Genomic DNA, 16,804 nt, shown 5'->3' with positions numbered 1-16,804 from the left:
AAAGGAGCTTTGAGATGGAAATACTAGACGCTTTAATGATCGTTTTCAGTCTGGAAACGATAACGATGATCTTGTTGGGGGTGTTCGCGGGTATTATTATCGGCGCATTACCAGGCCTAACAGTGAATATGGGAATTGCATTACTTCTCCCATTAACTTACTCCTTCCAAGGAATGACAGGGATCCTCCTGTTATTAGGAATGTATTGTGGTGCCGTTTACGGTGGTTCAATTACTGCGATATTGATTAGTACGCCGGGTACTCCCGCTTCTGCTGCAACGGTATTGGATGGTTATCCAATGGCGAAAAAAGGTGAAGCAGGAAGAGCGTTGGGTTTATCTACGATGGGCTCTATGTTCGGGGGGATCTTTAGTACAATCGCCCTGATTGTTATTGCGCCTCAATTAGCTAAAGTGGCAACAGGTTTCTCTGCGGCTGAGTATTTTGCACTCGCTGTATTTGGCATAAGTATTATTACCAGTGTATCATCGCAATCGATTGTAAAAGGATTAATGGGAGGGGCGATAGGCTTAGCGATTGCGACTATTGGGCTTGATCCAATGACATCAGGGCCTCGTTTCACCTTTGATACTGTTTACCTAATGGGTGGGGTTTCATTTATTCCTATCTTGGTTGGTCTGTTCGCTTTCTCTCAAGGCTTGATTAGTTTTGAAGAAGAATATCGTGAGCGCAAACAGAAGAAAAGTGAAAAAATTAATGCGCGTATTCACCGTGTATTACCAACATGGGCTGATTTTAAACGTGTATTGCCCACTTACTTCCGTTCGTCAGCGATTGGTACAACGATTGGTGCAATTCCGGGAACCGGCGGAGATATCTCATCATTTATCTCTTATAACGAAGCAAAGCGTTGGTCTAAACACCCTGAAGAGTTTGGTCACGGTTCACCTGAAGGAGTATCTGCACCAGAAGCGGGTGCAAACTCAGTAACAGGCGGAACCATGGTGCCTTTAATGACCTTGGGTATTCCGGGTGATGGCGCAACGGCCATTATCATGGGTGCATTTATGGTTCAAGGATTGGCATTAGGGCCTCAACTCTTTACTGACAATCCCGTTGAAGTTAACAGTATCTTTATTGGTTTGATGATGGCGAATATTTTCCTCGGTATCTTAGGTTTCTTATGTATGAAACTCTTCGTGCGAGTGATGGATGTTCCGCGTCGCGTATTAGTGCCAATTATCTTTGTATTATGTAGTGTAGGTGCTTATTCTGTGAACCATAGTATCATCGATGTATTCGTGATGATGGGGGCAGGATTACTTGCTTATATTATGATTAAGCTCGATTTCTCCATGTCTCCTGTCGTTATTGGGATTATCTTAGGGCCGATGGCAGAATCAAACTTACGTCGTGCTTTAATGATGTCTCAGGGGGATTTATCTATCCTGTATACACGCCCAATTACAGCGACATTTTTAGGTATTGCGATACTGACGTTGATCCTACCTATTATTGGCCCTTCGTTAAAAGCGATGTGGAAGAAATGCCGAGCTAAGCCTGCTCAGTAAAGGTTAACTGGCCCTCATCATTACGATGAGGGCAATATCAATGATGGAATATTAATGGCAAAAACAGTTGAACAGATTGCAAATGACCTGAATTTGTCTATTACCACAGTCAGATTGGTATTAAATGGCAAAGGTGATCAATACCGGATCAGTGCAAAAACGCAAAAGAAGATAGCGGACTATGTTGAGGTGTTTGGTTATACCGTCAATCATGCGGCTAGAAGCTTAAAGCTTAATAAAACAGATACCTACGGATTGGTTATCCCTCGCCTTTCTAACCCATTCTTCGCCGCTTTAGCTGAAAAATTAGAGATGCATTGTCACCAAATTGGTTGCCAGCTAACGATTAGCTGTACCTATGGTGATATCAAAAATGAAAATAAGCTCGTTAAATCAATGGACGAGCGCAATGTGGATGGCATTTTTATTGTTTCATCAAGCCGCAAAAATCAACTACATCATGTTAAACATCGTCAAAAACCCTTGGTTTTTTTAGATAGAGATTTCTCTGTCAGTGAGGCTATTTGTGTCGCGTCAGATAACTGTGATAGTGGTGCTCAGTTGACAAAAGCGATGATAAAGCAAAATGCGCCAATTCACTTTTTTGCGGGTGATGCATTATTACCCACTATTGCCGCTCGCTTGCGTGGTTATGTGCAAGCCATAAAAGGGCATTATGGTGATGATAACCGTGTCACGGTCTCTTATGCTGAGCATAATACGACCAAAGATGGTGAGCGGATGATGAAGCAGTATTTGGAACAACATCAGCAAATACCTTCTCATTTTATTGCCTCATCATTGCCTATTCTTGAAGGTTTATTGAGTGTTATCCGTCAACGTGAAGGCAGTATTCCTGCGCATCTTCATATTGGTACATTCGATGATCATGTGATGCTCAGCTTTTTACCGAATAATGTGTGGTCAATGAAGCAGGATGAAGCGTTATTAGTCGAAAAAGCCTTTGAAATCATGACGGCAAAAATTTCAGGCACTGCCGTGAAAGCGCCTGCACTTATCAAAACACAGCTTATTGAACGTCTCATTCCAGCCTAATGAGTCAATTAGCAAACTTATTCACCTCACTTTGTGAGTAGAATAGACATTTTAATTGACTCATTGCTGTACAAATAAACCACAATCGCGACATGAGTCTGTTTATTTTCTTGTTATTCTTTTTTTCAGTTTCGCGAGAGCGCGCTACGCTATTCAGTGTCTTAACAAAAATAGGGGCTCTTGATTATCAGTAGGTAGAGGCTCATAATTTAAGCGGATAGTTCCATTTTATTAATATAAAAGGATATTAAAGAAAGATGAACGATGATGTTGACCGATGTCCTGAGTGTGAAGTAAGGGCATATTATACGAATGATTTTGTTCGTGTTTATCAAGCCTATTCAAATACTATTGCTCAGAGCGCAGTCGCAAACGGAACTTTTGTTTCGCCTCCTTTTAGTATGACCCGTATGACTTGGGTAAAACCTTCCTTTCTTTGGATGATGTACCGCTCTGGTTGGGGACGCAAAGACGCTAATCAAGCTTCTATTCTTGCGGTTGATATTACGCATGAAGGTTTTCAAGAGATGCTGACACAAGGTGTGGTGAGTCATTTTGATCCAGACCGCTATGCCAGTGCTGAAGCTTGGAAAGAGGCATCAGAAACCAGTAACATTCGCATTCAGTGGGATCCTGAGCGTGATATTTATCTGAATCGACTCAGTTATCGCACCATCCAAATTGGTTTGCGAAATCAAGCAGTTGAAAAATATTGCAAAGAGTGGATTGTGAATATTACGGATATTACCGATAAGGTCCGTAAAATAGATGCTTGTATTGCTAATGGTGATCTCGACACCGCATACAGTCTATTACCAGTAGAAAAACCGTATCATATTGGTGAGTAACCCACCGAAATGTCACCCCGCTTTATTGGCGGGGTCATTGTAAGATAAGATCAGGCTTGAACAAGTTCAGGACGAACGCCTAGCGTATGGCAAATAGCATAGGTTAATTCTGAACGATTGAGTGTATAAAAATGGAAGTCTTTGACCCCTTCACGGCTTAAAATTTTCACCATATCGATAGCAATCGAAGCACCTACCAGACTACGGGTTTCAGGATCGTTATCTAACCCATCAAACATTTTATGCATCCAACCAGGAATTTTCACATTGGTTAAACCGGCAAAGCGTTTTAGCTGTTTAAAATTAGTGACAGGTAAAATGCCTGGCACAATTTCAACATCAATCCCCGTTGAAACACAACGATCACGAAAACGTAAATAGCTTTCGACATCAAAGAAAAATTGAGTGATCGCGCGATTTGCTCCTGCATCTACTTTTCTTTTTAAGTTAATTAAATCCGCTTGTGCGCTTTTTGCTTCTGGATGTACTTCAGGATAAGCCGCAACAGAGATATCAAAATCCCCCACGCCTTTAAGTAAGTGCACTAAATCTGTGGCATACATATCGGGCTTTTGAGTGTTATTGGGTAAATCGCCCCGTAATGCCACAATATGGCGAATACCATTTTGCCAATAATCTTGTGCGATACGTTGTAGCTCTTCACGGCTGGCATCAACGCAAGTTAAATGCGGTGCAGCTTCTAAGCCTGTGCGCTCTTTAATTCCTTTAATAATCGAGTGCGTTCTATCTCGCTCGCCCGAGTTTGCACCATAAGTCACAGAAACAAAGCTCGGCTTTAAGGTATTTAAGCGCGCAAGAGATTGCCAAAGGGTATTTTCCATCTCTTCGGTACGAGGCGGAAAAAACTCAAAGGAAACTTGGATCTGACCATCAAGTTCGGCAAGATTTTGGTTTAATGCTTCGTGTTGACTTGCGTGATAAAAGCTCATACCTGTACCTCATCAATCATATCACTGTGTTGTTATTCTTATTTAAGTATCACTACCCATTTGTCCATCTAACCATTTAGACGTCTAGATGTAGACTCTATTAATTAGGTTATTTAGTCAACAACTATTCACCCTGTTTTTGATGAGGATAATTCAATAGAAATGAGAGAAAACTTCATGTTGAAGCCTTCTTTAAAAAGAAAATTAGTCTCACTAGGCATTAGCCTGATCATTTTTCTTCTACAATTAAGCGAACTAATTTATTAAAGGAAGGCGAAATGATCACCTGTAAACGCGTGTATAACGATAAAGGCGGGGCGAATGAAGGTTATCGCGTATTCGTTGATAGATTGTGGCCTAGAGGTGTGAAAAAGACCGATTTTCATTATGATGAGTGGAATAAAGGTGTTGCACCTTCAACTGAATTACGAAAATGGTTTCATGCTGGAGGCGGGGATTTTTCTGAATTTACGCAACGTTATATTGGTGAATTGACAGGTGCTCCTGAATATTGGCAACCGCTTGTTGCAATAGCCAAAGAGAAGCCATTGGTATTACTTTATTCAGGTAAAGACGAGCAACAAAATAATGCAACAGTGTTAAAGGATTTTCTAGAAAAACAGCTAACACACTGTTAATGATGGTAATTTTAGCATTTTGGTAAAAAAAGCAAAAAAAAGTGGCGCGGTATTAGGCGCCACAAAAATTGCTAATAAAAACATCGAACAGAGTCAGAGAATATTTTTGCTACTCTTATGCAGTGTGTGTATTTGCTGCTAACCACGCAGCAATACGTTGTTTTTGTTCGTCATTTAGCCACATGCCGAGTTTGGTACGACGCCAAATCGCATCATCAACTTCGATAACCCATTCATGTTTCACTAAATAACGTAATTCTGCTTCATACAGATTATGACCGAAGTTTTCGCCCATACCGGCTAAATCAGTAATGCCTTCAAGCAGTAATTCCGTGTTGCTACCATAAGTGCGGGCAAAACGCAGTGCCAGTGCTTCTGGTAACCAAGGGTGACGTTGGCGAATTAAACGAGAATAACCATCACGATCACAGCCTTCTAAATTACCACCCGGTAATTGACCATTTTTAGTCCATGGTTTACCCATGTTAGGGAAGTAAGCAACAAGTTTATCAACGGCGTGTTCACCTAATTTACGATAAGTCGTTAATTTACCACCAAATACAGATAACAGTGGTGTTTGACCATTATCATCATGAACATCTAAGGTGTAATCACGAGTAATCGCTTGTGGTGAATCTGATTCGTCGTCACATAATGGACGTACGCCAGAGTAATCCCAAACTACATCTTCTTTGGTTAACTGCTTTTTAAAGTGATCGTTATAGACTTTCAGTAAATACTGAACTTCGTTGTCATCAATCGCCACATCTTTCGGATCGCCTTTGTATTCCACATCGGTTGTACCAATGATAGAAAACTCATCCATCCAAGGAATGACGAAAACGATACGGTTATCTTCGTTTTGTAAAATATAAGCTTGTGGTTCGTTATGCGCACGAGGAATAACAATATGGCTACCTTTAATTAAGCGGATACCATAAGGTGATTTCAGTTTTAAGCCTTCATCAAACAGTGTTTTAACCCAAGGGCCAGCAGCATTGACTAGTGCTTTTGATTGATAGAGCGATGTTTCACCAGTACGTAAATCCTGCGCTTCTACCATCCATAAATTGTTTTCACGCCAAGCACGGGTGACTTTAGTTCGTGTGCGTACTTCACCGCCACGACGAACGATTTCTTGTGCATTGAGCACCACTAAACGTGCATCATCAACCCAACAGTCTGAATATTCAAAACCGCGTGTTAATTCTGGTTTTAAAACAGAGTTTGCACCAAATTTAATACCTTTACTGCTTGGTAAGCTGACACGTTTTCCTAAATGATCATAAAGGAATAGGCCAATACGGATCATCCAAGCTGGGCGCAAGTGTGGTTGGTGTGGCAGGCGGAAACGCATTGGAAATGCGATATGTGGTGCTAAGCGTAATAACACTTCACGCTCTGCCAGTGCTTCGCTCACTAAGCGAAACTCATAATGTTCTAGATAACGTAAACCACCATGAATAAGTTTAGAGCTTGCGGAAGATGTCGCACTTGCTAAGTCTTGAGCTTCCAGCATAAGTACTGAAAGGCCTCGGCCAGCTGCATCCGCCGCAATTCCAGCGCCGTTTATTCCGCCGCCGATGACAATCAAGTCTTGAGTTTTCATAACATCCTCCTACGAATGCGCGAAACAATTCTTTAATGTTCGTTTTCGCTCATAATTGTAATGAAGTTTGATGAAAATGCCAACTATATAACTGATAAAAAACATAACCGCGTGATATGGATAACAATTTATTATCATATCCACAAGTTTTGTGGGTTTATTAAAAATAAGCAACATTGTTAATGTGTTAATAAAAAAGAGCGTAGATAGGTAAAAAAAGAGAGTAAATAGAATGGGTTAATCAGAATTTAGTGGGGAATAGGCGAAAAAAAAGTACCTGATAAGGTACTTTTTGAGGAATTTATCTAATTAACACAATTCAAGTTGAACGTTGTGTTGTTCAACAATTTTTTGGATCCCTGCAGGTGGTTCTTGATCGGTAAATAAGTAATCGATCAGATTCATATTACCTAAATTCACCATCGCATTACGACCAAACTTAGAATGGTCAGTCACCAACATGACACAGCGTGAGTTTTCGATAATTGCGCGTTTAGTTCGCACTTCATGGTAATCAAACTCAAGTAGAGAGCCATCCATATCAATACCGCTTATCCCTAAAATACCGTAATCAAGACGGAATTGAGAGATAAAATCAAGCGTAGCTTCACCGACAATACCACCATCTCGTGTACGCACTTCACCACCTGCAAGAATTAAGCGAAAGTCTTCTTTGCCCATCAGTAACGTTGCCACATTGAGGTTGTTGGTCACGATACGTAGGTTTTTGTGGTTAATTAATGCATGTGCGACAGCTTCAGGTGTTGTACCGATATCAATAAACAGTGTTGCACCATCAGGAATTAAGCTGGCGACTCGTTGTGCGATACGTGATTTTTCATCAGACCACATAATTTTACGATCATGATAAGCCGTATTCACTGAGCTTGAAGGTAATGCCGCGCCACCGTGATGACGTTGGATTTTGTTCTTTTCCGCTAATTCATTTAAATCACGTCGGATTGTCTGTGGGCTGACTTCAAAATGCTCCACCAATTCTTCAGTGCTGACATAACCTTGTAGGCGTACCAGTTCAATGATGGCATCATGTCGTTGCGTTTGCTTCACAGGTATCCCCTAATGTTAAAAATATCATGTTAATTTTATTATGATCTACGAGATAATTGATGTCGATTATCCCACAAAGCCATCAATAAGCCGATAAGGAAGCCTGCAAAATGTGCAGTATTTCCGATAGAGTCACCTAAAACGCCCATATAACCTGCAACAATCCACAAAATCGAAAAGACGAGTAAGCCTGTTGGAGCACCAATACCTTTTTCTGGATTACGCATTCCTGTTAAGCCGACATAGCCAATTAATGCGTAAACAACACCAGAAAGTCCACCAAAGTTGGAGTTTGTAAACAGCGATTGTGCCCAATTACTAAAGAGCGCAGAAACGAGTAGGATGACAAATAACTTACCCGTGCCTAATCGCTGCTCTGTTTGACTTGCGAGATACCACCACATCGCAAGGTTAAAGGCGATATGCATTAGTGAGAAGTGAACAAACGCAGGGGTGATATAGCGCCAAACTTCAAAGTTCAGGCTCTCGTTATAAGGCCACGCTAGATGAAGCATGACATCATAATCACCTACCACTTGTTGCCAAATAAAAATCAGGGCACATAAAATGACCACTAGCACCGTTAATGGGCCTGATCGTTGCACCATATTTTTTATCGAAAAGGCTGGGCGATATTTGATCCCCGTATTTTTCGGATCACCCGTTTGCCAACTTGCAGCTTGGTAACGTGGGTGAAAAGGCTCACGTAAAAAAGTATTTAGTTCTTTTTCAACCATATCCAACTGATGTTGGTCTTCTAACCAAAGTGAGATCTGCTGATTTTCATTTTTTGCGTGAATTTGTACACCTTTCGTTGCCATGTAATTGACAAACAAATCAGCCGCTTGAGGGTTAGAAAGCGTAATAATGTGGATCATTAACAAAACTCATCTGTAGTTATTGCAGAGAAGTTATCGCTTGTGGAAACTCTCTTAGCCATGCTTCAAAACCACCGTTAACACTATAAACGGTTTCAAAGCCCATATTGACCAGATATTGAGCTGCGCCTTGACTACTATGGCCGTGATAACACATCACCATAACCGGTATATCAAAGTCAGCGTCTTGTAAAAATTGGTTTAGCGTATCATTGGTGAGATGAAATGCGCCGGTAGCATGACCAATGCGGTAACTCTGAGGATCTCTAACATCAACTAATATCGCTGATTGAGATGTCCAGAATTGATAGGCCTGTTCAATGCTGAGAAATTGAAACTTATCCATAATTGTCTTATTTATTATATTGTTAATCGATTTATTTGTTCTGAGCGATAGAACGATACATTTATCATAACGTCAAATAGGTAAAGATGACGTTACACTTTGTAAATGATTATTTTAATAAACAAATCCCCCATGATATCAGTGCAGGTGAGTACCATAGGGGATGTGATACTGAGGGATCAGTAGTAGGAGTGTTCGCCACGTTGGTGTTCAGTTAAATCTTTCACACCTTTTAACTCATCTGGGAACAGGTTTAACAATTCTTTTTCGATACCATCTTTTAATGTGACATCAATCATTGAACAACCGTTACAACCACCACCGAATTGTAAGATAGCATAACCATCTTCGGTGATTTCCATTAAACTAACACGACCACCATGACCCGCTAATTGTGGGTTAATTTGTGATTGTAGTACGTATTCTACGCGTTCAATTAACGGTGCATCAGCATCGACTTTACGCATTTTGGCGTTAGGTGCTTTCAGGGTTAATTGTGAGCCCAGTTGGTCAGTGACAAAGTCAATTTCCGCATCTTCTAAGAACGGTGCGCTGATGTCATCAACATACGCAGAAAGTTTTTCGAACTTAATTTCAGTATCGTTTGGCTCTACGGCATCAGGTGGGCAGTATGAAACGCCACATTCAGCATTAGGTGTGCCTGGATTGATAACGAATACACGAATTTGGGTGTTGGGTTCTTGGTTAGCCAGTAGTTTGGCAAAATGCGCCTGTGCGGCATCAGTAATAATAATCATATCGTCTTGCTCAATAGTTGACTGTTCTGGTTGGTTATCATACGCCCAATTGGCGGTTAACTACAAGGTTCGACAAATCGCCCATACCTCAACAGAGCGTGCTCCCGCACGAAATAACAAGGGTACAATGCTCTTTAATGTCGCGCCTGTAGTGATAACATCATCAATTAGTGCCAGATTTTTCCCTGATACCGACACTGTGTTATTTAATACAAAAGCATTCTTTAAATTTTGTTGCCTTTGTTTGGCATTAAGATGCGTTTGCACCAGTGTAGCACGAGTTCTTATCAGGGTATCTGGTTGATAAGCACAATTTAGCCACCTTGCCAAAGGCTTAGCGATAGCTTCTACTTGCTCAAAGCCTCTAGACCAACGGCGATGACGATGCGAAGGAACGCTAATAATTCTATCGGGTTTCTGCACCAAATTTTCTCGCCGATGTGAAAGCCATCGCAATAGAAAAAGTCGTGCAAGACATAACGCTATCTGAGGGCGAGGTTGGTATTTATAAAGGTGTAATAATTTATTTAATGGCGGTTGATAGTCAGTGACTGTCAACATCTGTTTCCATGGCGGAGGCGATTGTAAGCAACGTCCACATAGCATCATAGCGTGAGATGAGGGATATAAACAGCACGGGCAACGATCCTGCTGTTTAGGTAAATTGCGAATACAACTCGAACAAATACCTTTAGTATCATAATGTAAGGGTTGGCGACATAACCAACAATATCCTGCTATTGTTATCCACATAATGAAAATCCCTGTACTAAGAAAAGAGAGCATAACAATGAATAAATTGTATTGGCAGACAATCGGTGAAGGAAAAACGCATCTTGTGCTATTACACGGATGGGGATTGAATGCAGAGGTCTGGCAATCATTAATACCGCGACTAAACTCGCATTTTACACTGCATCTTGTTGATCTCCCTGGATATGGACGTAGCCAAGGTTTTCCTGTTCTTACATTAAAAGAGATGGCTGACATTGTTTTTGCCAAAGCCCCTGATCATGCCATTTGGTTAGGATGGTCTTTAGGGGGATTAGTCGCGAGCCGTGTTGCTTTGGATAATCCCAATAATGTGCAAGCATTGATTACGGTAGCGTCTTCGCCTTGTTTTGGTGCTCATAACGATTGGCCGGGTATCAAACCTGAAGTTTTAAGCGGATTTGAACAGCAGTTAAATGAGAATTTTCATCGTACCGTTGAACGTTTTTTAGCACTGCAAACATTGGGCACGCAAAGTGCCCGTGAAGATATGAAGGCATTAAAATCAGTGGTATTAGATCAACCACTTCCTTCTGTTGAAGTGCTTAATGGCGGATTAGAAATTCTGCGTACTGAGGATTTACGAGAAGAATTGAAAGCCTTGCGTTGTCCTTTTGTTCGTTTTTACGGCTATTTAGACGGCTTAGTTCCTCGGAAAGTGGCTGGATTATTAGATGCCATTTATCCACATTCACCTTCTGTTATTTTCCGCAATGCGGCTCATGCACCATTTATTTCACATCCAGATGAATTTAGTGATGCACTTATTAATGCGTGTACAGAATGAACCACTATATGCGGCAAGATAGAAATACGGCAAGATAGAACACGAATACCATTTTCTGTTTAGGATAGAAAAATCCCCTATAAAAATAGGGGATTTAGGTCAGTTATAAACTATTTTGTTAGCGTAATTGATAAAGCTTTGTCTGACATGAGGTGGCTTCTGGGCAACTTTTACAACTGCCCGTCAGACAATCTTCTACATCCACCTCTTGAAGCTTACCCATCAATGTGAGCCGCTCTAACATTGCTTGCACCAGTGGTTCAGGCATATTGAGTTGATGGCTGATAAGACGGGCATCGGCTCGACCATTAAGAGCGATACAATCACGTACTTCTATCAGACTTGCCATCTTACTTTTCCTTTGTCACTTAGTGACAACTACCTTTTGAACAACATTGTTTAGCCAATGAAGGCTTATTGCTTAAGTTAATTGTTAGACGACTACGTGCATTACGCAATAAGATAAACAAAATTAAGTTGAAGATAACCACTGCGGCAATGGTTATGCCACTGCTTTGTGGATGTTCACTAAAGGTCGCGACTTGATAGAACAGTGTCGCCAGTGAGTAAGCAATATTTAATCCCCAAAGAATAGAGAAGGTCATCCAGCCACGACTGGTTTCACGAGCGATAGCACCCATTACTGAAACACAAGGTACATACAGTAAAACAAAGATTAAGTAGCTATAAGCAGCAATGCCTGAGCCAAATTTTGCCCCCATCGTTCCCATTGTGCCACTATCCATTTCACCATCACCTTTACTGGCTTCAATTGGGTTAGAAAGTGCGGCTAAAGTGAACGTCTCTTTTAAACTATCCCATGTTTCACCAAATGCATCACCAATTTCTCCCCACAAGTCGAACTCTTCAGGATCAAATGGCTCATTAACAATGCTTTCTGCGGTATAGAGGGTATTTAATGTTCCCACAACCACTTCTTTTGCCATGGCACCAGTGACTAAACCAACCGTTGCTTGCCAGTTATCATTGTGAACACCAATAGGTTGCAGTAATGGTGTGATCACTTTACTGACAGAAGCTAATGCAGAATCATTGATGTTATCTGCCGGTTTACCTGAGAAGGTAAAACTGTTTAGCGCACCAATAAACATACTCGCAATAATGATGACTTTACCTGCACGTACAACGAAGCCTTTTAAACGTTGCCATGTTTGCATCAGTAACGTTTTTAGGTGTGGAACGTGATAAACAGGCAGTTCCATCACGAAAGGCGAGGCTTCACCGCGCATAATGGTGTGTTTTAGTAGTAAGCCTGTGAGGATAGCAACCACAATACCCAGAAGATAAAGTGAGAAAACAACACTTGCGCCGTTTTTACCAAAGAAAGCTGCCGCAAATACCGCGAAGATGGCTAAACGAGCACCACAAGACATAAACGGTGCCATTAATACGGTGATCAATCGCTCTCTTGGTGCATCAAGAGTTCGCGCACCCATAATGGAAGGTACGTTACAACCAAAACCGACAATTAGTGGTACAAATGATTTACCCGGTAAACCCAGAGCCTGCATTAATCTATCCATCACAAATGCGGCACGGGCCATATAACCTGAGTCTTCAAGGATAGATAAAAAGAGGTACATCATCCCGATTTGTGGCACCAATGGAAGAACAGTATTGATACCGCCACCGACACCTTGAGCAAGGAAAATTGTCAACCATTCAGGGAAGTTAAAAGTTGCACCAATCCATTGAATACCATGAATAAAGATAGCTTCGGAGCCACCTTCAAAAGCAGGCTGTAAAGCACCACCGATGTTTATTGCGAGGACAAACATTAAATACATGACAAAGAGGAAGATAGGAACACCTAACCAACGGTTTAATATCACTTTATCGATATTTTGTGTCAGGATATTAGGCTTAATGGCTTCCATATTAATCACGGTATGGCAGATGCGCTCAATATTTTGATAACGGGCATCCGCGATGACTAATTCGGGTTCATTATTCTGTTCATCTTGAATTCGTTGGCGAATGGTTTTGATATCGTCACTAGTGACTTGGGCTCGTTGATGAGTATAGATATCGCCCTCTAAGCACTGTAATGCCATCCAACGACGTTGCTGCAAATTAAACTCATCATGATTAATTTTTTCAGCAAGTGCTTCGACTTCATTTAATAGCCATAGAGGATAAGAAGTCAGTAATTCTTGTGGTTTTTTCTTTTCAGCAGGGAAGGTATCAATGGCTTCTTTGAGCTTATCAATGCCAGATGCTTTGGTTGAAACCATTGGAATAACAGGGCAACCCAATTGCTCTGAAAGCGCCTTGATATCAATTTGCATATCTTGGTGTTCTGCAATATCAAGCATATTTAATGCCACGATACACGGAATACCGAGCTCAAGCAGTTGCAATGTCAAATAGAGATTACGCTCAAGATTGGATGCATCAACCACGTTAATCAGCATGTCTGCTTCATTACTTAAAATGAAATGACAGGCAATTTGCTCATCAAGCGATGTCTGTTCTGAAATTGTCGTTAAAGAGTAAGTTCCGGGTAAATCGACGAGTTCAATTTTATGATTTGCCGTTGTGAAACGACCAACTTTGCGTTCGACCGTTACACCCGCCCAGTTACCCACACGCTGACGAGAGCCTGTTAACTGATTAAAAAGTGTTGTTTTACCGGCATTGGGATTACCGATAAGGCCTATAGTGAGAGGAGTCATAATAGTGATGCCAATAGTTGTCTTGCCTGGTTGAATGAGAAATAACGATTATTTTTCGTTATGAACCACTTCGCTAAGATTAATGAGTGCGAGATCTTTTTTTCTCAAAATTAAGGATACTCGGTGCGTTTCTATTTGAATAGGATCACCCAGTGGTGCGATACGAATAACGTTAAACACAGCGCCAGGTAACATACCTAAAGATAATAATTTCTGTCTGTATGCAGGGCTAATCTGAGGTGAGTAGCTCAAGATTTTATAACTGTGATTTGGGATCAGAGACATAATCGTCCTTCCACGAATATTGATACAAAAAATAATGATACTGATAATTATTAACGTGTATGAGAATTCACATAACAATAGTCAGGTTAATTATAATAAATATTTTTAATGCTAATGAGAATTATAATTATCCTTATTGGGTATAATTTAGCCTAGTCTACGCTTATCTACACTTGATTTAAATCAACCAGAGAAAAGATATTGAGATGAAAATAGACTGTTTATCTTATCTGTTACTAGACAAAAACAGAATGTGAAGAGTTGAAATGTCAATGTAGCAACAAAATAACAATCAATTAATGATATTAACGAGTAGCAATATAAACGTAGATTTCAATAATATGAAGATCGCGAGCTTAAGTGAAAAGCTCGCGTTATTCTTGTGAAATACCCACTAATTAGTGGGTTTGCTGGTGGCTAAAAAGTTGGTAAATATTATTCGGGGTATAACTATCATCTTCGTATGAAACGACCCAATCAGTGATTAATGCGGTGTTAATAGGATAGATTTCACCTTCTTGCATATCCTCAACATAAAAAGGCACGTTGAGTAGTTTTGCATAAACAGTGTCTCCATCACGAGACTGCGGCACAAACCACATATGCTCTAGCTCTTTTTCTTCCTCTTCACCATAAGGAATGCCGAATTTGATCATAAACTGCCAAGGGTTTTCGGTCTCTTCCGGTTTGTCTTTTCCCAATAACTTGGAGAGAAAACCACTTTTTTTCTCAACAGGCGGTTGATTGTAGTTATCAAACATAGAAACGAAGTATTCCCAGCGTCGCTTGGCTTTTTCAGACATTTCATAGGTTTCTTCATTGCTACGCAGTAGCATCATCGCTTGTTGCTCTTCATAACCTTTAAAGAAGGTTTCTAAAACAGGATTTTCTTCATTGGTTCTAAATAGCATAGAAGAAGGATGTTGATGATATTCATCACGATCAGCTAAATCACCCAAGAAAACGCCATTTGGTGCGCCTTCTGTGTCATAACGCATCTCTTCTAAAGGTCTAAGGTTTTCGAGAGGGGTTGATTGATTAATATGGCGAATACCTTCTTCAAAAGGTAATGCGACAAGATATTCCAAGCCTGATGATGTTTGACCACAAAGCATCGGTTCACCAAATTCAATTTGGCGATGATTAATACTGTTGTTAACAAAGCAACGGAAGAGATCAGGAATACCATAGTAAGATTCAAGCATACTTGGAATAACTAAATCGACTTCTGTTAAGCCACAACGTGCTAATCCATGAGTATGGAACCAGAACATAGTGGGTGGATCATTTTCTGTGTCATAGACAGCATGAATTACATACAAGCTTTCTACTTCAGGATAGAGATCGGGCGTTTCTAATTGGAAGCGGATCCACTCAGGTGTTAATGCTTTACCTGCTGCGGATTCATCTAATGCTAAGACCATTTCAGGTGCGATGATATTCAGAAAATTCAGTTGATGGCGATAGCTTGCTAAAGGATGCAAGGTTTCAGTAAAAAGTGTTTCTAATAATAAATCTTGAGTTGTCGCATTCGCATGTGTGAGTTGTTGTGGTGTGAGTTCATCAGTTGAATACATTGGACGTATTTCGTAATCTTCATCACGAGGGTAAAGACAGACAAAAAAATGTAACTCGTTATCACCATGCTGGCAACGATAGAAAAAACCGTCGTCAATATTTTCACTTAGATAGTTTATCTCGCCATCAGTGTAATCTGTCTGTTCTTCTAGGCGTTGTTCAATAAGTGCATAGTTTAGTGGCTGTGCAGGGAAGGCCACTATACGAGAGGGCACTTTTTCTCCTTGCCCGGCTGCGATATCTAAGTACTGCTGTCTGTTATCCATATTTTTTATCACTCGTATATTAAAGATAGAAAAATAGGATATCAGGTATAACAAGAGAGGAATAGATGGCGTTATCTGAGCTTGAGAGGGTTATTTAATCTATTGTTAATAATGAGTATTAATGAAAAGTAAAATAGAGAGAAAGCTATAAAAAATAACGGATATCAATAAGTTATTGATATCCGTTAGATGTAAGGTAATCAAGGCAATAATTAGCCTTTTGATTATTTACCTTTCAGTAATTGCATGATGTCTTCAGTTTTTTCTTCATCATCATCATCTTCAAACTCAATACCTAGCTCAACCATTAATTCGTCAATGCGATCAAGGGTTTTCTCAGTATAAGCTTGTTCTTCTGCGTTGAGTTTTTCACCGTTTTCAAGACGAGACAGCAATTCGTCTAAACGTGCATCGTTTTCTAACAGGTCTAATTCTTGCTCAGGCGTTAAACGAACCGGCTCTGCTTTAACTGGCGCAGGTTTTTTCTTCGCAACTTTTGGTGCATCACCCACAATCAGAGGGATCGGTTTTTTGCTACCAATACGTGGATCTTTCGGCGCTGTATTTTTTGCTTGCTGTTTATTTTCTGCTTCCTGCTGACGGTTACCGGCAGGATTGCCACGGTGTTTCTTTTGACGTTTACGTTCACGTCCTTCCGCGTTCAGCTCTTCACGCGATTTCTTACGTGCTTTAGCTGCGGGCTTTCTTTTAATCATATTCATAATGGTAACTCGATAG

At 40.5% G+C, this 16,804-nt stretch carries 17 protein-coding genes; 5 read left to right on the top strand and 12 right to left on the bottom strand.

Annotation, left to right across the window (positions count from 1 at the left end; genetic code table 11):
- Positions 1-14: 14 nt before the first annotated feature.
- The 3 genes from B6258_RS15715 to B6258_RS15705 all read left to right on the top strand — a co-directional run bounded on the left by B6258_RS15715 (position 15) and on the right by B6258_RS15705 (position 3,436).
- On the top strand, positions 15-1,532 hold the full coding sequence (locus B6258_RS15715) for a tripartite tricarboxylate transporter permease (protein WP_099076037.1): 1,518 nt from the start codon (positions 15-17) through the stop codon (positions 1,530-1,532).
- A 54-nt stretch (positions 1,533-1,586) separates the two neighbouring features.
- Complete coding sequence (locus tag B6258_RS15710) at positions 1,587-2,588, top strand: LacI family DNA-binding transcriptional regulator (protein ID WP_099076036.1); 1,002 nt, start codon at positions 1,587-1,589, stop codon at positions 2,586-2,588.
- A gap of 257 nt (positions 2,589-2,845) precedes the next feature.
- Complete coding sequence (locus tag B6258_RS15705; protein ID WP_099076035.1) at positions 2,846-3,436, top strand: DUF4291 domain-containing protein; 591 nt, start codon at positions 2,846-2,848, stop codon at positions 3,434-3,436.
- 50 nt (positions 3,437-3,486) lie between these two features.
- Here B6258_RS15705 and metF read toward each other — a convergent pair whose 3' ends face one another.
- Positions 3,487-4,386, bottom strand: a complete 900-nt coding sequence (metF, locus tag B6258_RS15700) for a methylenetetrahydrofolate reductase (protein WP_099076034.1) — start codon at positions 4,384-4,386, stop codon at positions 3,487-3,489.
- A gap of 278 nt (positions 4,387-4,664) precedes the next feature.
- On the opposite strand from metF, the gene B6258_RS15695 reads away from it, so the two are divergent.
- A complete protein-coding gene (locus B6258_RS15695; protein WP_099076033.1) occupies positions 4,665-5,024 on the top strand; it encodes a DUF488 domain-containing protein in 360 nt (119 codons plus the stop codon).
- 115 nt (positions 5,025-5,139) lie between these two features.
- Here the strand turns inward: B6258_RS15695 and glpD are convergent, their stop codons facing one another.
- The 6 genes from glpD to gntX all read right to left on the bottom strand — a co-directional run bounded on the left by glpD (position 5,140) and on the right by gntX (position 10,436).
- The gene (gene glpD / locus B6258_RS15690) at positions 5,140-6,633 is read right to left on the bottom strand and encodes a glycerol-3-phosphate dehydrogenase (protein WP_099076032.1); all 1,494 of its coding nucleotides are present in this window, start codon (positions 6,631-6,633) and stop codon (positions 5,140-5,142) included.
- A 309-nt stretch (positions 6,634-6,942) separates the two neighbouring features.
- Positions 6,943-7,701 carry a DeoR/GlpR family transcriptional regulator gene (locus B6258_RS15685; RefSeq protein ID WP_006534541.1) on the bottom strand — a complete coding sequence of 253 codons (759 nt, stop codon included), beginning with the start codon at positions 7,699-7,701 and terminating at the stop codon, positions 6,943-6,945.
- A 38-nt stretch (positions 7,702-7,739) separates the two neighbouring features.
- Positions 7,740-8,579, bottom strand: a complete 840-nt coding sequence (glpG, locus tag B6258_RS15680; protein ID WP_099076031.1) for a rhomboid family intramembrane serine protease GlpG — start codon at positions 8,577-8,579, stop codon at positions 7,740-7,742.
- Between the two features lie 19 nt (positions 8,580-8,598).
- Positions 8,599-8,925, bottom strand: a complete 327-nt coding sequence (gene glpE / locus B6258_RS15675; protein ID WP_099076030.1) for a thiosulfate sulfurtransferase GlpE — start codon at positions 8,923-8,925, stop codon at positions 8,599-8,601.
- 179 nt (positions 8,926-9,104) lie between these two features.
- A complete protein-coding gene (nfuA, locus tag B6258_RS15670) occupies positions 9,105-9,683 on the bottom strand; it encodes a Fe-S biogenesis protein NfuA (protein ID WP_023583208.1) in 579 nt (192 codons plus the stop codon).
- 60 nt (positions 9,684-9,743) lie between these two features.
- Entirely contained in the window at positions 9,744-10,436 is a 693-nt protein-coding gene (gene gntX, locus B6258_RS15665; protein WP_099076029.1) for a DNA utilization protein GntX, read from the bottom strand.
- A 37-nt stretch (positions 10,437-10,473) separates the two neighbouring features.
- On the opposite strand from gntX, the gene bioH reads away from it, so the two are divergent.
- Positions 10,474-11,241 carry a pimeloyl-ACP methyl ester esterase BioH gene (gene bioH, locus B6258_RS15660; protein WP_099076028.1) on the top strand — a complete coding sequence of 256 codons (768 nt, stop codon included), beginning with the start codon at positions 10,474-10,476 and terminating at the stop codon, positions 11,239-11,241.
- 118 nt (positions 11,242-11,359) lie between these two features.
- Here bioH and B6258_RS15655 read toward each other — a convergent pair whose 3' ends face one another.
- From B6258_RS15655 to yihI, 5 genes are all read right to left on the bottom strand, one after another.
- The gene (locus tag B6258_RS15655) at positions 11,360-11,590 is read right to left on the bottom strand and encodes a FeoC-like transcriptional regulator (protein ID WP_099076027.1); all 231 of its coding nucleotides are present in this window, start codon (positions 11,588-11,590) and stop codon (positions 11,360-11,362) included.
- 19 nt (positions 11,591-11,609) lie between these two features.
- Positions 11,610-13,937 carry a Fe(2+) transporter permease subunit FeoB gene (gene feoB, locus B6258_RS15650; protein ID WP_099076026.1) on the bottom strand — a complete coding sequence of 776 codons (2,328 nt, stop codon included), beginning with the start codon at positions 13,935-13,937 and terminating at the stop codon, positions 11,610-11,612.
- Positions 13,938-13,985: 48 nt separating this feature from the next.
- Positions 13,986-14,222 carry a ferrous iron transporter A gene (feoA, locus tag B6258_RS15645; RefSeq protein ID WP_036914344.1) on the bottom strand — a complete coding sequence of 79 codons (237 nt, stop codon included), beginning with the start codon at positions 14,220-14,222 and terminating at the stop codon, positions 13,986-13,988.
- 398 nt (positions 14,223-14,620) lie between these two features.
- Positions 14,621-16,066, bottom strand: a complete 1,446-nt coding sequence (locus B6258_RS15640; RefSeq protein ID WP_099076025.1) for a DUF4026 domain-containing protein — start codon at positions 16,064-16,066, stop codon at positions 14,621-14,623.
- Between the two features lie 224 nt (positions 16,067-16,290).
- Entirely contained in the window at positions 16,291-16,788 is a 498-nt protein-coding gene (gene yihI / locus B6258_RS15635; RefSeq protein ID WP_099076024.1) for a Der GTPase-activating protein YihI, read from the bottom strand.
- Between the last annotated feature and the right edge of the window lie 16 nt (positions 16,789-16,804).

Source organism: Proteus alimentorum, from assembly GCF_002607735.1.
Classification (GTDB): Bacteria; Pseudomonadota; Gammaproteobacteria; order Enterobacterales; family Enterobacteriaceae; genus Proteus; species Proteus alimentorum.
The sequence above is the reverse complement of the archived record's forward strand: the minus strand, read 5'-3'. Positions and strand labels throughout refer to the sequence as shown.